Annotated in this window: 17 protein-coding genes; 9 read left to right on the top strand and 8 right to left on the bottom strand. The window is 58.5% G+C overall.

The genetic code is table 11. From position 1 onward, the window contains the following. Position 1: 1 nt before the first annotated feature. The 8 genes from flgH (at position 2) to WDB86_RS08335 (ending at position 5,321) form a co-directional block, all read left to right on the top strand. Complete coding sequence (flgH, locus tag WDB86_RS08370) at positions 2-727, top strand: flagellar basal body L-ring protein FlgH (RefSeq protein ID WP_339108930.1); 726 nt, start codon at positions 2-4, stop codon at positions 725-727. A 7-nt stretch (positions 728-734) separates the two neighbouring features. After that, positions 735-1,256, top strand: a complete 522-nt coding sequence (locus WDB86_RS08365) for a flagellar basal body-associated FliL family protein (protein ID WP_406735672.1) — start codon at positions 735-737, stop codon at positions 1,254-1,256. A gap of 204 nt (positions 1,257-1,460) precedes the next feature. Further along, positions 1,461-2,075, top strand: coding sequence for a ribonuclease D (locus tag WDB86_RS08360; protein ID WP_339108932.1), 615 nt, complete (start codon positions 1,461-1,463; stop codon positions 2,073-2,075). 18 nt (positions 2,076-2,093) lie between these two features. After that, on the top strand, positions 2,094-2,696 hold the full coding sequence (locus WDB86_RS08355) for a hypothetical protein (RefSeq protein WP_339108933.1): 603 nt from the start codon (positions 2,094-2,096) through the stop codon (positions 2,694-2,696). 11 nt (positions 2,697-2,707) lie between these two features. Continuing rightward, a complete protein-coding gene (gene lptA / locus WDB86_RS08350; RefSeq protein WP_339108934.1) occupies positions 2,708-3,193 on the top strand; it encodes a lipopolysaccharide transport periplasmic protein LptA in 486 nt (161 codons plus the stop codon). Continuing rightward, positions 3,193-3,942 carry an LPS export ABC transporter ATP-binding protein gene (gene lptB / locus WDB86_RS08345; protein WP_406720225.1) on the top strand — a complete coding sequence of 250 codons (750 nt, stop codon included), beginning with the start codon at positions 3,193-3,195 and terminating at the stop codon, positions 3,940-3,942. The genes lptA and lptB overlap by 1 nt, the downstream gene beginning before the upstream one ends. A 303-nt stretch (positions 3,943-4,245) precedes the next feature. Continuing rightward, positions 4,246-4,824, top strand: coding sequence for a ribosome hibernation-promoting factor, HPF/YfiA family (gene hpf, locus WDB86_RS08340; RefSeq protein WP_339108936.1), 579 nt, complete (start codon positions 4,246-4,248; stop codon positions 4,822-4,824). Positions 4,825-4,859: 35 nt separating this feature from the next. Continuing rightward, the gene (locus WDB86_RS08335; protein ID WP_406720226.1) at positions 4,860-5,321 is read left to right on the top strand and encodes a PTS sugar transporter subunit IIA; all 462 of its coding nucleotides are present in this window, start codon (positions 4,860-4,862) and stop codon (positions 5,319-5,321) included. On the opposite strand, the gene WDB86_RS08330 is transcribed toward WDB86_RS08335, so the two are convergent. The 8 genes from WDB86_RS08330 to cysQ all read right to left on the bottom strand — a co-directional run bounded on the left by WDB86_RS08330 (position 5,318) and on the right by cysQ (position 14,467). Beyond that, complete coding sequence (locus tag WDB86_RS08330; protein ID WP_339108938.1) at positions 5,318-6,715, bottom strand: nodulation protein NodH; 1,398 nt, start codon at positions 6,713-6,715, stop codon at positions 5,318-5,320. The two genes, WDB86_RS08335 and WDB86_RS08330, sit on opposite strands and share 4 nt — an antisense overlap. 4 nt (positions 6,716-6,719) lie before the next feature. Further along, entirely contained in the window at positions 6,720-8,417 is a 1,698-nt protein-coding gene (locus WDB86_RS08325) for a beta-1,6-N-acetylglucosaminyltransferase (RefSeq protein WP_406720228.1), read from the bottom strand. Next, positions 8,414-9,424 carry a glycosyltransferase family 2 protein gene (locus WDB86_RS08320; protein WP_406735671.1) on the bottom strand — a complete coding sequence of 337 codons (1,011 nt, stop codon included), beginning with the start codon at positions 9,422-9,424 and terminating at the stop codon, positions 8,414-8,416. Before WDB86_RS08320 ends, WDB86_RS08325 begins: the two co-directional genes overlap by 4 nt. Before the next feature lie 190 nt (positions 9,425-9,614). Continuing rightward, the gene (locus tag WDB86_RS08315; RefSeq protein WP_406735670.1) at positions 9,615-10,460 is read right to left on the bottom strand and encodes a glycosyltransferase family 2 protein; all 846 of its coding nucleotides are present in this window, start codon (positions 10,458-10,460) and stop codon (positions 9,615-9,617) included. 187 nt (positions 10,461-10,647) lie between these two features. Further along, positions 10,648-11,634: a UDP-glucose 4-epimerase GalE gene (gene galE / locus WDB86_RS08310; protein WP_406720231.1), complete on the bottom strand. Its 987-nt coding sequence runs from the start codon at positions 11,632-11,634 to the stop codon at positions 10,648-10,650. A 1-nt stretch (position 11,635) separates the two neighbouring features. After that, the gene (gene galU / locus WDB86_RS08305) at positions 11,636-12,541 is read right to left on the bottom strand and encodes a UTP--glucose-1-phosphate uridylyltransferase GalU (RefSeq protein ID WP_339108943.1); all 906 of its coding nucleotides are present in this window, start codon (positions 12,539-12,541) and stop codon (positions 11,636-11,638) included. Positions 12,542-12,875: 334 nt separating this feature from the next. After that, positions 12,876-13,673: a manno-octulosonate cytidylyltransferase gene (locus tag WDB86_RS08300; protein WP_406735669.1), complete on the bottom strand. Its 798-nt coding sequence runs from the start codon at positions 13,671-13,673 to the stop codon at positions 12,876-12,878. After that, complete coding sequence (gene cysQ / locus WDB86_RS08295) at positions 13,673-14,467, bottom strand: 3'(2'),5'-bisphosphate nucleotidase CysQ (RefSeq protein WP_406735668.1); 795 nt, start codon at positions 14,465-14,467, stop codon at positions 13,673-13,675. Before cysQ ends, WDB86_RS08300 begins: the two co-directional genes overlap by 1 nt. A gap of 123 nt (positions 14,468-14,590) precedes the next feature. Here cysQ and WDB86_RS08290 point away from each other — a divergent pair, with 123 nt between their 5' ends. Next, a complete protein-coding gene (locus WDB86_RS08290; protein ID WP_339108946.1) occupies positions 14,591-15,409 on the top strand; it encodes an ABC transporter permease in 819 nt (272 codons plus the stop codon). Positions 15,410-15,449 lie beyond the last annotated feature (40 nt).

Here is a 15,449-nt window from a genome sequence, read left to right as displayed (position 1 = left end):
CATGCGTCGCCTGAGCCTCCTTCTGATGACCCTTTCGATCCTTGGCTGCCAGCGCCTTGGCGAAGTAGGGCGCACGCCGAGCTTTACGCCGGTGGAAGACACCAATGAATATTTCGCCATGAACACGATCCCGATGCCGGAAATGCCCGAGGACCGCTCGCCGGTCGCGCAGGCCTCGCTTTGGTCCGGCACGCCCAAATCGCTGCTGGGGGACCGTCGCGCGGCCCGCAAGGGAGATATCATGACGGTTGTGATCGAAATCGATGACAGCGCGAAATTTTCCAATTCCAGCGATCGCAGCAGGACGGAATCGCAATCTATGGGGATCCCGTCCTTGTTCGGTATTCCCGAACAGATCAATAAATCCCTGCCGGAGGGGGCCAGTATGGCCAGCGCCGTGTCCACCAATTCGAATTCGTCTTTCGCAGGGGATGGGAATGTCTCCCGTAACGAGCAGCTGACCTTGCGCGTGGCGGCGACGATCATCGATGTTCTTCCCAACGGGGTCCTGCGTGTGCAGGGCAGTCAGGAAGTTCGGGTGAATTACGAAGTGCGTGAACTGATCGTGACCGGCTATGTGCGCCCCGAAGATATCAGCCGCCAGAACGAGATCACCTATGACAAGATTGCCGGCGCGCGGATTTCTTATGGTGGCCGCGGACAAATTTCGGATGTGCAGCAGCCGCGGATCGGGTCCCAGATCGCCGATATCGTGATGCCGTTCTAAGGAGGGCATGATGGGTAAATTGCTTCCGGTCATCTTCGTGATTCTCGGCCTCGCGATTGGCGGAGGAGCAGGGTTCTTCCTGCGTCCTGCGCCGCCGCCTCCGGAAGAGGTGGTCGAAGGAGAAGCCGCTGCCGCCGCAACAGGGGAGACGCATGCCACAGCCGAGGAAGGTCATGGTGAGGAGGGCGGGGAAGAAGGTGTGCCGACCTCCGAGTTTGTTAAGCTGAACAACCAGTTTGTCGTGCCTTTGCTGGATGCGAACCGGGTGCGCGCGATGGTCATTATGTCTCTCTCGATCGAGATGCCGGTGGGTGGCACCGAACGGGTTTATGCCGTGGAGCCGCGTCTGAGAGATTCGTTTCTTCAGGTCCTGTTTGATCACGCCAATAATGGCGGGTTCGAAGGGGTTTATACTTCGACGGATAAGATGGCCGAACTGCGTCGCGCCCTATTGGAAAATGCCCGTTCGGTGGTCGGGCCGGATGTCAAAAGCATCCTGATTTCGGATATCTTGCGTCAGGATAGCTAGGAGCTGGCGCGGCAGGAGAAGAGCGGGGCCAAGCTGCGGCCTTCTGATCTTTGCAGCGCATTCGGATAAGGGATGCTCGCCTTCCTGTGCGCTTCTTTGCCGATTTGCGCGCGGGCTGGGTATTTTCCACAGACTATGTGCGAAGCCTGCGTTGGCAAGCTCCTGTCAAAGCGCCTATATGGGTCCAAAGATAGGAGATTGCGTGTGACGATCTATTTGCACGAGGGGGATCTGCCGGAGGGGCTTGACCTTGGTCCGGTGGTGGCGATTGATACCGAAACGATGGGGCTTGATCCGCGTCGCGACCGGTTGTGCCTTGTGCAACTCAGCAGCGGCGACGGGCATGCCCATCTGGTGAAGATCGCGAAAGGCCAGAAAGACGCGCCGCGCCTCTGCGCCCTTCTGGCCGATCCCGAGGTCGAGAAGCTCTTCCATTTCGCCCGTTTCGATATTGCGGCGCTGTATAACGCGTTCGGCGTGGTGACCGCGCCGGTTTTCTGTACCAAAATCGCGTCTAAAATGGTGCGGACCTTTACGGAACGTCACGGGCTCAAGCTGCTTCTGCAGGAGATTGTCGGTGTCGATATTTCCAAACAGCAGCAAAGCTCCGATTGGGGGGCGGCGGTGTTAACGGATGCCCAGAAAGAATATGCGGCCTCCGATGTGTTGCATCTGCACAGACTCAAGGCCGGTTTGCTGCCGCGCCTGATCCGCGAAGACCGTCTGGAGCTTGCCCAAGCCTGTTTCGATTTTCTGCCAGCGCGTGCGCGTCTTGACCTGATGGGGTGGGATGAGCCAAGCGACATCTTCCACCACTAAGCCGGCATCTCCTTCGATATGATCCGCGATAACCGACATTCCATTCTGGTCGCTTGGGCCAAGACAGTACTGCCTCTGGCGGCGCTGGTGCTTTTGTCGCTTGTGTTTCTGGTCGGGCATCGGGTCGAGCCGGGGTCTGTGATCCCCTATTCCGATGTCGATATCGCAGAACTGGCGCGGGAGCCGCAGGTTGTGTCGCCGGAATATTCGGGGCTGACGCAGGATGGTGCTGCCCTTTCGGTGCGCGCCTCCAAGGCCGTTCTGCAACCGATGGGCGCGAATGGCAGCTCGGTGGCCCAGCTCGTCGCGAAACTTCAGGCGCGCTCCGGCCTTGTGGTGGATCTGAACGCCAAGGCGGGTGAATTGCGTCCTGATGCGGGGCTGATCGAGCTGCGTGACCGTGTCGCGCTACAGACGTCAAGCGGATATCGCATGCAATCCGAGCTGGTCGAGATGACGACGGACCGGACCAAGATCGTTTCTCCGGGGGCGGTGCATGGCGAAGCGCCGATGGGCGTTCTGGATGCCGGAGCGATGGAGCTGTCGCAGGCCCAACCCGGTGGCCCGAATAATCTGCTCTTCACCAAGGGCGTGAAGCTGGTATACCAACCCCAAGAATGAAGGTGGGTGACATGCGGCAATTTTTGACGGTGATGATCTTGGGGGCAGGGCTGGCGTTTCCGACGCTGGGCGCCGCGCAGCAGGTGGCTTTCGGGGGGCTGTCGACGGATACCAAGGCACCGGTCGAGATTACCTCTGACAGCCTGCAGGTCGATCAAAGCACCGGAGAGGCCGTTTTTCGCGGAAATGTTCTTGTCGTGCAAAGCGATATGCGCCTGAAAGCCGCAGAGCTGCATGTGGAATACGGAGAAACCCAGAGCGAGATCAACAAGTTGATCGCATCTGGAGGAGTGACGCTTGTGTCCCAGACCGATGCGGCGGAATCGCAGGACGCGGTCTATGACGTGCGCAGCGGCAATCTGGTGATGACGGGAAATGTCCTGCTGACCCAAGGGAAAAATGCGCTATCCGGGAATAAGCTGACGGTCGATATGACCACGGGGACAGGGCAGATGGACGGGCGTGTGCGCACCATTCTGGCACCCGGAGGACAGTGATGGATCACACAGCCGAAACGCTTGAACACGGGCTAAGCGTCAGCAACCTCCGTAAGGGCTATCGCAAGAAGGTTGTTCTGCGTGATGTTTCTTTGACGCTGGACCGCGGCGAGGTGGTTGCGCTTCTGGGGCCGAACGGTTCGGGAAAAACCACGTGTTTTTATAATATTGCGGGGCTGATCACGCCGGATGCGGGGCAGGTGCGCATTGATGGCCGCGATGTCACCGGTCTGCCAATGTATCGCCGCGCGCGATTCGGGATTGGTTATCTGCCGCAAGAGGCCTCGATCTTTCGCGGGTTGACGGTCGAGCAAAATATTATGGCCGTTCTGGAAATAGCGGTGCAGGACCGTCACCGCCGTCGCGAGCGGCTGGAGGAGCTGCTGAGCGATTTCTCTATCGAGCATCTGCGCAGCTCTCCCGCCCTGGCGCTTTCGGGGGGCGAACGCCGCCGCTGCGAAATTGCGCGCTGCCTTGCGGCGGACCCGAAATATTTGCTGCTTGATGAACCTTTTGCCGGCGTGGACCCGATTGCGGTGGGAGATATCCGCCATCTTGTCGGGCAGTTGAAAGAGCGCGGTATCGGGGTGCTGATTACCGACCATAACGTGCGTGAAACGCTTGAAATCGTTGATCGTGCTTACATCCTGCATGATGGCGCTGTGCTGATGTCCGGAAGCACGGAGGAGGTCGTTAACGATGAAAACGTCCGCCGTGTCTATCTGGGGCAGGATTTCCGCTTTCAATAATATCCCCTATTCCAGACAGAAGTGAGGGCATGGCGTCTGCCCGTCACAGTTGTGTCATACGCCGCAGTGCAGCGACGATCACCCGTTGACTTCCTCTTGGGAACGTTCCCAAATGTAGTCAAATGCGTGATCTGGCTATCATATTCCCGATGCTTCGCGCAGCCCTTGGTTCGGCTGCCCGGTCCGTATTTTTCTTTGCTCGATGTCGGGAACGAGCAGGAAAGGTGTGCCCCCTCACAGAATTTAACCGACTGTAAATATGGTGCCGAGCACCGTGACACAGTCATCAAGGAAGGAGACGCCATGCGTTACCAAATTAGCGGCAAACAGCTTGATATCGGTGAAGCTCTGCAATCCCATGTCAAAACCGAGCTGGGCAGCACGGTCGAGAAATATTCGCAACGACCGACTGATGCCACCGTCGTGTTTTCGAAAAACGCGCATGAGTATATCTGTGAAGCGACCGTGCACCTGTCGACGGGATTGACCGCGCAGGCACGGGGCGTTGCAACGGAGGTCTATGCCGCCTTTGACGCTTTGCAAGAGAAAATGGACAAACAGCTGCGTCGCCATAAACGCCGGTTGAAAGACCATCAGGCCGCACGCACCACCGCAGTTGAATTCGAGGCGGCAGGGCTTTATGTGCTGGCTCCAGAAGAGGAAGACGAATCGACTGGTGCCGAAGGGGGCGATGCGCCCACCATCGTTGCCGAAATGGAGACGCGGGTGCCTACCCTCTCTGTCGGTGATGCGGTGATGCAGATGGAACTCGCGCATAAGCCGCTTTTGGTCTTCCGCAACGAAAAACATGGCGGGGTCAACGTTGTTTATCAGCGTGAAGATGGCAATATTGGCTGGATCGACCCCCGTCACAGCAAGTAAGCGCCTGCACTGAAATGGGCGCGGAAAAAGGACCGATGGATCTATCGTCTCTGCTTCGCCCGGCCGCCGTGCGTGCGGTTGCCAATGTGGCTAGCAAAAAGCGTCTGTTTCAGGATCTGGCAGATATCGCGGCACAGGCCTACGGGCTTGATGCCGCGATCATCGTTGATGCGCTGCAAGAGCGTGAAAGTCTGGGCCCGACCGGTGTCGGGCATGGCGTGGCCTTGCCCCATGCGCGCCTGCATGGGCTGGATCACGTGGTGGGCGTGTTCATGCGCCTTGAGAAACCGCTGGATTTCGATGCGGTAGACCGGCAGCCGGTGGATCTGGTATTCGGTCTGCTGGCGCCCAAAAGCTCTGGTGTGGACCATCTGAAGGCGCTTGCGCTGGTGTCGCGCACAATGCGTAACGAAGATACCTGTAAAAAGCTGCGCTCGAACACTGATCCGGCTGCGTTGCATGGTGTGTTGACCACCACGCAGGGGCTGGCGGCCTAAGCCGACCAGTCGGTAAATCCGAATTGCATGTAATCACGGGGATAGGCGTCGCGAACCGCCTGTTCCAACTCTGCCGAATACACATCGCCCAAGGCGATCCGCCCGCAATCGGGCTGCGGCAGGGGGGGCTCATGGGAAAGCCCCGTCGTCGCCAGAAGATAGGCGAGATCCTCCTGAAGACGGTCCTCACGCACCAGAAGATCCGGCGTGGCGAAGCTGGCAAAGGCCTGCAGCATGGTGGATTGGCTGGCCCATAGCTGGTGGACAGGCAGGCTGGTCTGGCTGTTGAGGCTGGATTTCAGCCAGACGGCGAAAGCTGTCAGGGCCGTACGATATGCGTCTTGCTCGAGCGATTGGCCCTCTTTGGGGAGGGGCAGTTTGTAGGCTTTGCGCAAGGTCTCGCGGGTTTCCGCAAAATTCGGCCAGTCGAGGAGCGCCAGAAAGGCCAGATGCACCCGCATCACCGGATGGCGCAGCACCGTAAAACTGCGATGCTGCGGCGTCTGGCGCTTCCATTGGCGCAGGGTCTTTTGCGAAAAACCGTCGCTGATCTCGCCCAGTTTCTGCAACCAGTCGCGGAATTCGGCATCGGGGGCCGGACGAAGCGGCATGTAAAGAAGCCCTGCCTTGTCAACAGCGGTGGCAATGAACCCCGGCACATTCGGCCCGCGACGGGGTTCGAAATTGGGGGTGCGGGAAAGGTTGAAGCGGTCCAGCCGCGCCAGCGAGGCTTCCATCTGGGGGAAGTTGCGCACCTTTTCTTCCAGACTTTCGGGGTTTTGCACAACCAGATTGTCGGGCAGCGCCTCGGGGCCATCCGCCACGCCCAGCCATTTCGCCAGCCCGTTCAGCACCGCAATGTCCTGCGCATCCTCATAATCGATATAGAACGCGGTCTGGCCGGAAACCTGAAGCGCGTTCATGATTTTGATCTGGAAATTCTGCAAGCTTTCCAGATGGTCCTCGAAGTCCGTCGCGTCAAATTCGGCCTGCGCCACGCGGCGGTGCTTGGCGTCGCCCAGCTTCCATTGGCCGGTAGAGCGTGCGATCTTCAGGCTCACATAGCTTTCGACCGGATTGCGCGTCAGCACGATCTTGGCGCATTTGGGATCATTGAGCATCAGGCCCAGCACGCGCGGGTCATGTTCATGAAAATAGCGGCAGCCATTCAGACCGGGCGCCTTGCGGATTTTCTTCCATAGCTCTTTGGGATCGGCGTCACGGGCCTCTTTGGAGATCCCCAGAAGATCGGTCCTGTTGGGATAGCCGATCAGGACCGGATTGAACGCCTCGCCGTGGCAATGGGTGTCGGGCAGCATGTTGACCGCCGCTTCCAGCAGGTTCGAGCCGGTGCGCATTTCAGCCAGAATAACGAAGCTTTCAAAATTTGCCATGAGATCACTTTAAAAATTGCGAGCGTCTGCGCCGCGTTGCGTGGGGATCCGGTGTCGAGACGGTCGAGAAATCGCCCATCAGCTGGGGTTGCATGCCTTGGTTCTTGAGGTTCTGCAAAAACTGCCCGAAGCCGCTAAGATCGACCATCTGCGGCGCTTCCGCCAGACGCCGTGCGGCGCGGGGGCTGATCTCGTCGATGATGATCTGCAGATGCTCCATCGGGTTTTCCAGAAATTCCTGCAAATTCCAAAGCCGGATGCGCGCTTTGACATACATCGAGCGCAGGATCTCCAGCTGGGCCAGTTCGATCTTCTGCAGGCGCGCGGCCTCTTTGCGCACCGTCGCGAATGGATCTGTCGAACGATAAAGCGGAATGGCCCATGCGCCTGTAATCACCGAGATCTGTGCATTCGGGTCGGTCGCTGTGAACCAGTTCAGCGCCTGATTGTCACGCGGGCTGAACATATAGCACTGCCGCTCGCCACGGGAATTCCACATCAGGTTTGTCAGAAAGGCGCGGGGGGCATAGTCGCGCAGCTCGGGGCTGTCGCCCAGACAGCCGTTGAACATCGGATCATGGCCCGAAAACGCAACCTGATCCTTGTCGAAAAGATGGCCATGCACGCGCCCCGCCACATATTTCGACAGCCAGCCTTCGTAATTCTCGTAAAGGTCCGAAAAGCCCTGGAATACCGAATAGGGGCCTGCCGTCTTGCCGTTCTCATGGTCGCGATTGGGATAGCGGGACTGCATATACAGGCCCGGACGGCCCCGCGTGCGCCGTTCGACCGCTTTGGTGAACAGGCGGTCGATCTTCGAGGGGTTGGGCTCTGCGATCTTGGCCGCCGGTTTGCGCTGTTTGAGAAACGTCGCATAAAGCCTGTCGGCCTTGGGCCAGATCTTGCGCGCCACGAAGCAGTCCGAGCGTCGCAGAAGCTGCAAGTGGTCATCATAGAAGATATGCGGCTTGCCCTGAAAATCGAATTTGGTCAGCGTCAGCGACCGGCTCTCGATCGAGGTGGCATAGATCCGCGCCAGCGACTGGAAATAGCTTTCATCCGGTATCCAGACCTTCTTGAAGTAGCGGTCGTAAAGCGGGCGGTCCTTGTCCTTCAGGATGGCGATCAGGGTCTTGCGGGTCAGGCACCACCACTGGCTGCCCATATGCGGCACCAGCCCGTCGGGGATCTTGCGCTGAAATCCGATCTTGCGTTGGAAGGCGACGTAATCATCGAACAGCTTCCGGTGCTTGCGCCATGAGAAGGGGAAGCGCAGGGTGAAACGCTCCATGTCCAGCCCGCCCTGCGTCCAGCCCACTTCCGATGTGGTGACGGATTCGATGAAATCGGTCCAGGGACGGGCATCGAGATAGGCGCGCAGTTCCTCGAGGGGGCGCAGCGGAAGGCAGGAGCCGGAGGCCAGAAAGACATGGCGTGCCTCGGGGTGGCGGTCCAGCATCTGCTCGGCCCCGGCTTGGGCTGCCGCCACCAGAGACCATGTGCCCCATTCGCAGGCGAAACGTTTGCAAAACGAGATATTGGGCAGGTCGGCCAGAGCCGCGACAAAACCGTCATAGGCCGAGGCCGAAACCCGTTTGTCGACATGGATCACCACCGGCGCGTCCTGCGCGGCCCAGTGGCGCGCGACTTCGGCGGCGCGGTCCAGTGCGGTATGGCACATCATGACAAACCCGACGCTCATGCCCAATTGCCCTTCGACATGAGGCCCAGAATCTCAAGCTGGCGCCAGTTGATATATCTTTCGGACCAGCGGCACCAAAGCTCGCCATCTTCCGCCAGCACCTCGGCATAGGCCTTATACTCGCGCGAGGCCGAATAATGCTGCTTGCGGGTGATCTCTTCCGTCACCTTCGCATTCAGCACCGACAGGAATTTGGCATGCAGCAGGCAGCCCGAAGGTTTTTCGCCGCCCCATTCATCATAGACCGTATTGAGCCCGCGCGGCAGCGCCATATGGGTCGAGCTGATATAGACATAGTTTTTCTGCCAGCGGATCAGCGGGATCTTGTTGAGCGAAGGGGCCTCTGCCGGCGCGCTGGCGAAGAATTTGCGCGCGCGTGGTCCGCCCTGAATCCAGAGATTCTGGTAGAGCCGGTTTTTCGTGATGGTGTAATTTCCGCTGTCGAACCAGCAGGCAATCTCGAACGGGTTCTGGCCTTCCTCATAGGGCTGCTCTTCCAGCCGCCCCTTGGGATACATATCCAGCAGCATGGCTGGAAAATGCGGGATGTCGTAGGTATCCAGCCAGTCGGTCAGGGCATCCAGCGTGCGGGTGTCACAGAAAGGATAGACGAAGAATTCATCGGGATCGACTGTCAGGCACCAATGCCCCGTGCCATAGCGGCGCAGAAGATGGTTGACCCAGTCCATCCCGAAGCGCGCGCCCTTATAGCTGGCTTTTGTGTGCCAGAGCGAGACATCGGGCTGGGTTTCGAGATATTCGCGCGATCCGTCATCCGAGCCGTTATCGACGATTATGAAATGATGGCAGCCCATCTCGCGGTAATAGCGCAGGAAATAGGGCAGGCGGATACGCTCGTTGCGCAGCGTGACAAAGACCAGAATATCCTCGGTGCGGATGGCACGGGTTCTGTCGGCCAGACAGCTCAATTCGCGGCGTTTGCGAAACGCGCGGAACAAGAACTTTTTCCGTTCCCATCGCAATTTATAAAGCTGTCTCAGTTTCACCTAACCGTCTCGCGCCCGCATTTTGTCTTTCTGCCCGATCTTCTTTTCAACAGGATTAACGGGCCTCGTTGTGCACAAGAGTGCCTGTCTTCTCATGGCGGGTTGATCGGGTTCTTGCACGCTAGGGCATATAGGCGGGCGGGTAAATCAGTCATGGTGGGTCGCACGGATTTCCTTGGCGACTGTGCGTCTAACGCCGCGCAAGCGCCTGTCCGCGGGTGATCAGCCCGCAGGCTTCAAGGCGGGGCGCTGTCGGGCCGCTTTGCGAGGGAGCGCCGCAAAGGGCCGGATTTTCGGTCAGCGCCTCGTAGTAGCGGTGATAGTTCTCGACATGGGTGAAATGCTGCTTGCGGTGCTGGTCCTCGCGGGCGCGGTCCATCGACGAGGCCAGAAACTTGCTATGCAGCAACGCGCCGGTCGTCAGGTTCCGCCGTGCATCGAAGCCGCCATTCAACCGGCGGGGCAGAAGCAGATGCGTCGAGCTCAGATAGGCGTAGCGCCAGTGCCAGCGCAGCAGTGGCGTTTTATGCAGATGGGGGGCGTGGTCCGGACGGTCCCGAAAGAACAGGCGTTTGCGCGGGCCGCCACGGATGGAGATATTGCCGTAGCGTGGCTGATACTCCCAGTCATAGCCCCAAGCGTCGAATTCGGTGAGATCGTGCAGGTCATGCGCCTCCGACAAAGGCCCTTTCGGATAGAGATCCAGCATCAGCGCGGCCATGACATCCTGTCCCGCCTGATCCAGCTTGCGGGTCAACCGGGGCAAAGGAAGCCTGTCGTGGTCGGGATAGACCAGAAGCTCGTCGGCATCGACCGTCAGGCACCATCTGCCATGACCATAGGCCAGAAGCAGCCCGTTGATCCAGTCCATGCCGAACCGCGCGGCGCGGTAGCTGGCACCGGTCTGCCAGAGCCAGACATCCGGCTGCGTCGCGAGATAGGCCGTGCTGCCATCCTCCGACCCGTTATCGACCATCAGGAAATGGCCGAGGCCGAGGCGGCGGTAATGTTCCAGAAAGGCGGGAAGACGCTCCATCTCGTTGCGCAGGCAACAGAAGAGGACAGGCGCATCGGACGGGGCCGCAAAGGGGCGCGGCGGGGGCGTAAGCCTTCTGCGCGCCATCCATGCGCGCAGAAGAGCGTTTTGTCGTTTTTGCCGCAACCGGTATGCAGACCAGAGCGTTCGGGTCTGCATCGGGCAGGTCTCCTGACTGGGTCAGGAATTATTCTGCATATTCCGGCGCCTGATGCCAGCGCCATGCATCGGCAATCATGGTTTCTAGCTCGGCACGTTTGGGGGTCCACCCCAGCACGTCTTTCGCTTTCACCGACCCCGAGACCAGCACGGCGGCATCCCCCTCGCGGCGGTCGCCTTCGATGATGGGCACTTCGCGATTGGTGACATTGCGCGATTGCGCGATGACTTCCCGCACCGAGAATCCGTTGCCGGTGCCAAGGCAGAAGACCTCGGAGGGTTTGCCCTCTTCCAGCCATTTCAACCCCAGAACATGCGCATCGACCAGATCGGAGACATGGACATAATCGCGGATGCAGGTGCCATCGCGGGTCTCGTAATCCGAGCCGAACACTGTCAGCGCTGCACGTTTTCCGGCGATTGCATCCAGCATCAGCGGGATCAGATGGGTTTCCGGCACATGTTGTTCGCCCACCTCTGCCTCGGGGTCGGCCCCTGCCACATTGAAGTAGCGGAAGATCACCGAGCGCAGCCCGTGGCTATTGCCGAAATCGCGCAACATATCCTCGATGGCGCGTTTGGAGCCGCCATAGGCATTGATCGGGAATTGCGGGGTCTGTTCATTCAGCACCACACCATCCTGATCGCCATAGGTCGCACAGGTGGAGGAAAAGACGAATTTGTCGATCCCTGCATCGGTGGCTGCCTGAATCAGGTTCAGCGCGCAATTCACATTGGTCGCCCAATATTTTGCAGGGTTTTTCATCGACTCGCCCACAAGGGACAGGGCCGCGAAATGCATGATGGCAAGAGGCTGGTACTTGGCAATGACCTCGTCGAGGCGGGCGCGATCGTGCAGATCTCCCACTTCAAGAGGGCCAAATTTGACAGCCTCTTTCCAGCCGGTCGATAAATTGTCAAAGCAGACAGGGATATACCCTGCCTGCTTGAGCGCCTTGCAAGCGTGCGAGCCAACATAGCCCGCACCACCTGTGACTAGAACATGTTTGGTCATCTTACTCTGCAGCAGCCCGCATCGTCATGACATCGCCCAGATATTCGGCGAATTCGTCTTTGAGGTCATCGCGTGCCAGACCAAAGGCCACGGTCGCTTGCAGGAAGCCTGCCTTGGAGCCGCAGTCATAACGCTGGCCGTTGAAACGGAAGCCGTAAACCGGATTGCCCGCTTCGATATCCTGCGCGATTGCATCGGTCAGCTGGAACTCGCCGCCCGCACCGGTGGTATTGGACTGGATCGCCGCATCGATGTTATGCAGGATTTCGGGGGTCAGGATATAACGCCCGATGACCGCAAGATTGGAGGGCGCTTCCTCGGCTGGCGGCTTTTCAACCATGCCGTTCACCTTATAGGTGTTGCCGTTGACCTGTTCGCAATCAAGCACACCGTAGGACGAGATCTTCGAGGTGGGCACTTCCATCGCGGCAACATAGTTCCCGGGATTTTCGTTATAGGCCTCGATCATCTGTGCCAGACAGGGCTTGTCGGCTGCGATCACGTCATCGGTCAGGATCACGGCGAAGGGCTCGTCGCCGATCATCCGGCGCGCACACCAGACCGCATGGCCCAGACCCAGCGCGCGACGCTGGCGGACATAGGCAATGGCACCCGAGGGCATATTGGTTTTTTCAAGCTCTTCGAGGATCGCCGTCTTGTTCTTGGCACGCAGGGAGGCGTCCAGTTCGGGGGCGTCGTCGAAATAGTCCTCGAGTGCGGATTTCCCGCGCGAGGTCACGAAAATGAATTCGGTGATGCCTGCGGCGCGTGCCTCGTCGATGGCATATTGAATCAGCGGCCGGTCAACCAGCGTCAGAATTTCTTTAGGAATAGATTTGGTCGCGGGGAGGAAGCGGGTTCCAAGACCTGCAACGGGAAAGACCGCTTTAGTGACCTTACGTGTCATCAAGCACCTTTTTGGTTTAGGATGCGGAGTTGCATCCATTTCAGTTTAATCAATGTTACACACGAAGTTTGGTTCCAAACAAGATCGCGATGTCGCATCAATTCCCAGAACGCGCGAACGCGCAATTTAGTTCAACGTGTCACGGCATTTTTTAATTTGTTGAGATTTCCGGATTAATCAAGCCGTCCCTCACAGCTTAAGCTGATCTCCGCTGCTTTGGCGAATGGAAAATAACCCTGAGGTTGAGTTAACGTTGCGGAAATTTTATGCGAATTAACTAATTTTTAAATGTTTATAAGAACTGCTCGATCAAATACCGAGCAGTTCTAAACTTTTAGGCGAGTCCCATTTCCGCCATCATGGCCTCGATACGGCTCACATCCGAAGGGTTGTTCAGTTCCCAGAACTGGCGGCCACGTGATTCGACCTCGACGCAGAGGATGTCATGGCCGTTTTCGAGGAAGCGCAGCTGCTCCAGCCCTTCGAGCTGTTCGAGTGGTCCGATGTCCCACCCGGGATAGCGTGCCAGTGCTTCGGCGCGATAGGCATAGGCCCCGACATGATGGAAAACGGGCGTCGGTGCATCGGGCGCATAGGTCTGGCTAGTGAAGGGCACGACCTCTTTCGAGAAATAGAGCGCCTGATGGGAGGCCCCGAAGACAGCCGTGGTGCCGCCTACGCGGTCATGGCGACGGTCTTCCTTCAGCGCCTCCAGCATCGCGCCCTCACAACGCAGGACCGGCGTCGCTAGATCCAGATCGCAGCCCTTGATGCCCGCAATCAGCGCCTCGATAAACCAGGGGGGCGTCAGCGGCGCGTCGCCCTGAAGGTTGACCACATAATCGAAGCCGCCGCCCAGATTGGCATGGGCCTCGGCGCAGCGCTCGGTGCCATTGCGGCACTCGGGCGAGGTCATCACCACCTCGGCGCCGAAGCTTTCGGCCTCGGCCCTGATGCGCTCGTCATCAGTGGCCACGACAACCCGCAGATCGCCTTGCACCGACATGGCCGCATCCCAGCTCCGGCGGATCAGGGTCTTTTTCTCGCCTGTGGCACCGGTCAGGGCCACAAGCGGTTTTGCCGGATAGCGGGTCGATGCGTAGCGCGCCGGAATAACAATAAGGGTCGACATTATTTTACCAGCAGGACGCCCGGTGCATAGGCGATGAAGAAGGGGTTGCGGAAACCGTCTTTGCCATAAGCGAAGGTCTTGTGATCCTCGAAGTTGATCATAAGGCCGCCCGCGCCACGCAGCACCGCATCCCCTGCGGCGGTGTCCCATTCCATTGTCGGGCCAAGGCGGGGATAAAGATCGGCCTCGCCGGTCGCGACCAGACAGAATTTCAGCGACGATCCGGCCGAGGTCATGTCTTTCACGCCATACTGGCCGATATAGTCGTCGGTCGCCTGATCGCGGTGCGATTTCGAGGCCACCACCATCAGCGCGCGGTTATCGGGGGTCGAAACCGTAATCGGGCTGATCTCGCCGGGCTGCTCTTTGTCGAAGCTGCCTTTTTCCTCGACCGAGCGGCCATCGGCGAGCGTGTAGAAGAGGCGCTTGATCGCAGGGGCGTAAACCACGCCCGCTTTCGGTACGCCGTTTTCGACATAGGCGATATTCACGGTGAATTCGCCGCGACGCTTGATGAATTCTTTCGTGCCATCCAGCGGATCGACAATCAAAAAGGTCGATACTGTCAGATCATGGCTTGCCGCCTGTTCCTCGGTCACCAGAGCCACATCGGGGAACGCCGCGCGCAGCCCGTCCGAGATGATCTTGTCCGCCGCTTCGTCAGCGGCCGTTACGGGGCTGTCGTCGGATTTGGATTTGATCTCGAAATCCGGACCATCATAGATTTCCATGATTCGGTCACCGGCTTCCAGAGCCAGTTTGCGAATGGTTGGCACGAGCTTTTCATAATCCATGAGGTCTCCAATCCGTCACGTTCGCCGCTTAGTACTGTTTAGGTGTCACAGTTATGATAGGGCATCAAGTAAACAGCAAGTTTTGCAAGACATATTCAGTCCTACGAGGCAGAGTGCGGAATTATGTTCAGAGCGCAACAAAGTAATTCGACAATCGGGTCAACCTTCAGTCTTCTGGAGCTGATCTACCATGCGACGGTGCGTCAAATCCGCAAAACCCACGGCAATGCGCTGGTGGGGCTGCTGATGAACATGATGCAGACGATGATCCTCGTTTTCACCTTCTATGTCATGTATGCGCTGCTTGGTCGCGGCAGTACGGTGCGCGGTGATTTCCTGTTATATATCATGAGCGGGGTGTTCCTGTTCATGACCCATGCCAAGGCCATGAGCGCGGTCTTCGGGGCGGAAGGGCCGACCTCTGCCATGATGAAACACGCCCCGATGACGACCGCCGTCTCGATTACCGCGGCTGCTCTGGGCGCACTTTATATCCAGATGCTGTCGATTGTGGCGGTGCTCTATGTCTATCACGCCGCATTCACGCCGATCTCGTTTTACAACTGGGTCGGTGCCTTGGGGATGGTGATGCTGAGCTGGTTTACCGGTGTGGCGATCGGGATGGTGTTTCTGGCGGCCAAGCCTTGGGCCCCCGACGTTGTGGGGGTGATCCAGCAGGTCTATTCCCGCGCCAATATGATCGCGTCCGGCAAGATGTTTCTGGCCAATACCCTGCCGCACAAGATGCTGGTCCTGTTCAGCTGGAACCCGCTATTTCACACAATCGACCAAGCACGCGGCTACACGTTCATCAACTACAATCCGCATTTCTCGAACTGGCCCTATGCCCTTTATGTCGGGCTGGCGCTGATGATGATCGGTTTGCTGGGCGAATTCTACACCCGTCAATACGCCTCTGTTTCTTGGGGCGCCCGACGTTAAGGGGGCGAAAGCCGCCCCGATCCGGAAGCCCCCGCTACAG

The sequence above is a fragment of the Thioclava sp. GXIMD4215 genome (genome assembly GCF_045291555.1).
GTDB classification, from domain to species: Bacteria; Pseudomonadota; Alphaproteobacteria; order Rhodobacterales; family Rhodobacteraceae; genus Thioclava; species Thioclava litoralis.
Note: the sequence above shows the minus strand (reverse complement) of the source record. Positions and strands in the feature narration are given on the sequence as shown.

What these genes read in the sequence shown, in the direction of transcription:
- flgH (WP_339108930.1), top strand. Translation starts at nt 2, where the DNA reads ATGCGTCGCCTGAGCCTCCTTCTGATGACCCTTTCGATCCTTGGCTGC.
- WDB86_RS08365 (WP_406735672.1), top strand. Translation starts at nt 735, where the DNA reads ATGATGGGTAAATTGCTTCCGGTCATCTTCGTGATTCTCGGCCTCGCG.
- WDB86_RS08355 (WP_339108933.1), top strand. Translation starts at nt 2,094, where the DNA reads ATGATCCGCGATAACCGACATTCCATTCTGGTCGCTTGGGCCAAGACA.
- lptA (WP_339108934.1), top strand. Translation starts at nt 2,708, where the DNA reads ATGCGGCAATTTTTGACGGTGATGATCTTGGGGGCAGGGCTGGCGTTT.
- lptB (WP_406720225.1), top strand. Translation starts at nt 3,193, where the DNA reads ATGGATCACACAGCCGAAACGCTTGAACACGGGCTAAGCGTCAGCAAC.
- hpf (WP_339108936.1), top strand. Translation starts at nt 4,246, where the DNA reads ATGCGTTACCAAATTAGCGGCAAACAGCTTGATATCGGTGAAGCTCTG.
- WDB86_RS08335 (WP_406720226.1), top strand. Translation starts at nt 4,860, where the DNA reads ATGGATCTATCGTCTCTGCTTCGCCCGGCCGCCGTGCGTGCGGTTGCC.
- WDB86_RS08330 (WP_339108938.1), bottom strand. Translation starts at nt 6,715, where the DNA reads ATGGCAAATTTTGAAAGCTTCGTTATTCTGGCTGAAATGCGCACCGGC.
- WDB86_RS08325 (WP_406720228.1), bottom strand. Translation starts at nt 8,417, where the DNA reads ATGAGCGTCGGGTTTGTCATGATGTGCCATACCGCACTGGACCGCGCC.
- WDB86_RS08315 (WP_406735670.1), bottom strand. Translation starts at nt 10,460, where the DNA reads ATGGAGCGTCTTCCCGCCTTTCTGGAACATTACCGCCGCCTCGGCCTC.
- galE (WP_406720231.1), bottom strand. Translation starts at nt 11,634, where the DNA reads ATGACCAAACATGTTCTAGTCACAGGTGGTGCGGGCTATGTTGGCTCG.
- galU (WP_339108943.1), bottom strand. Translation starts at nt 12,541, where the DNA reads ATGACACGTAAGGTCACTAAAGCGGTCTTTCCCGTTGCAGGTCTTGGA.
- WDB86_RS08300 (WP_406735669.1), bottom strand. Translation starts at nt 13,673, where the DNA reads ATGTCGACCCTTATTGTTATTCCGGCGCGCTACGCATCGACCCGCTAT.
- cysQ (WP_406735668.1), bottom strand. Translation starts at nt 14,467, where the DNA reads ATGGATTATGAAAAGCTCGTGCCAACCATTCGCAAACTGGCTCTGGAA.
- WDB86_RS08290 (WP_339108946.1), top strand. Translation starts at nt 14,591, where the DNA reads ATGTTCAGAGCGCAACAAAGTAATTCGACAATCGGGTCAACCTTCAGT.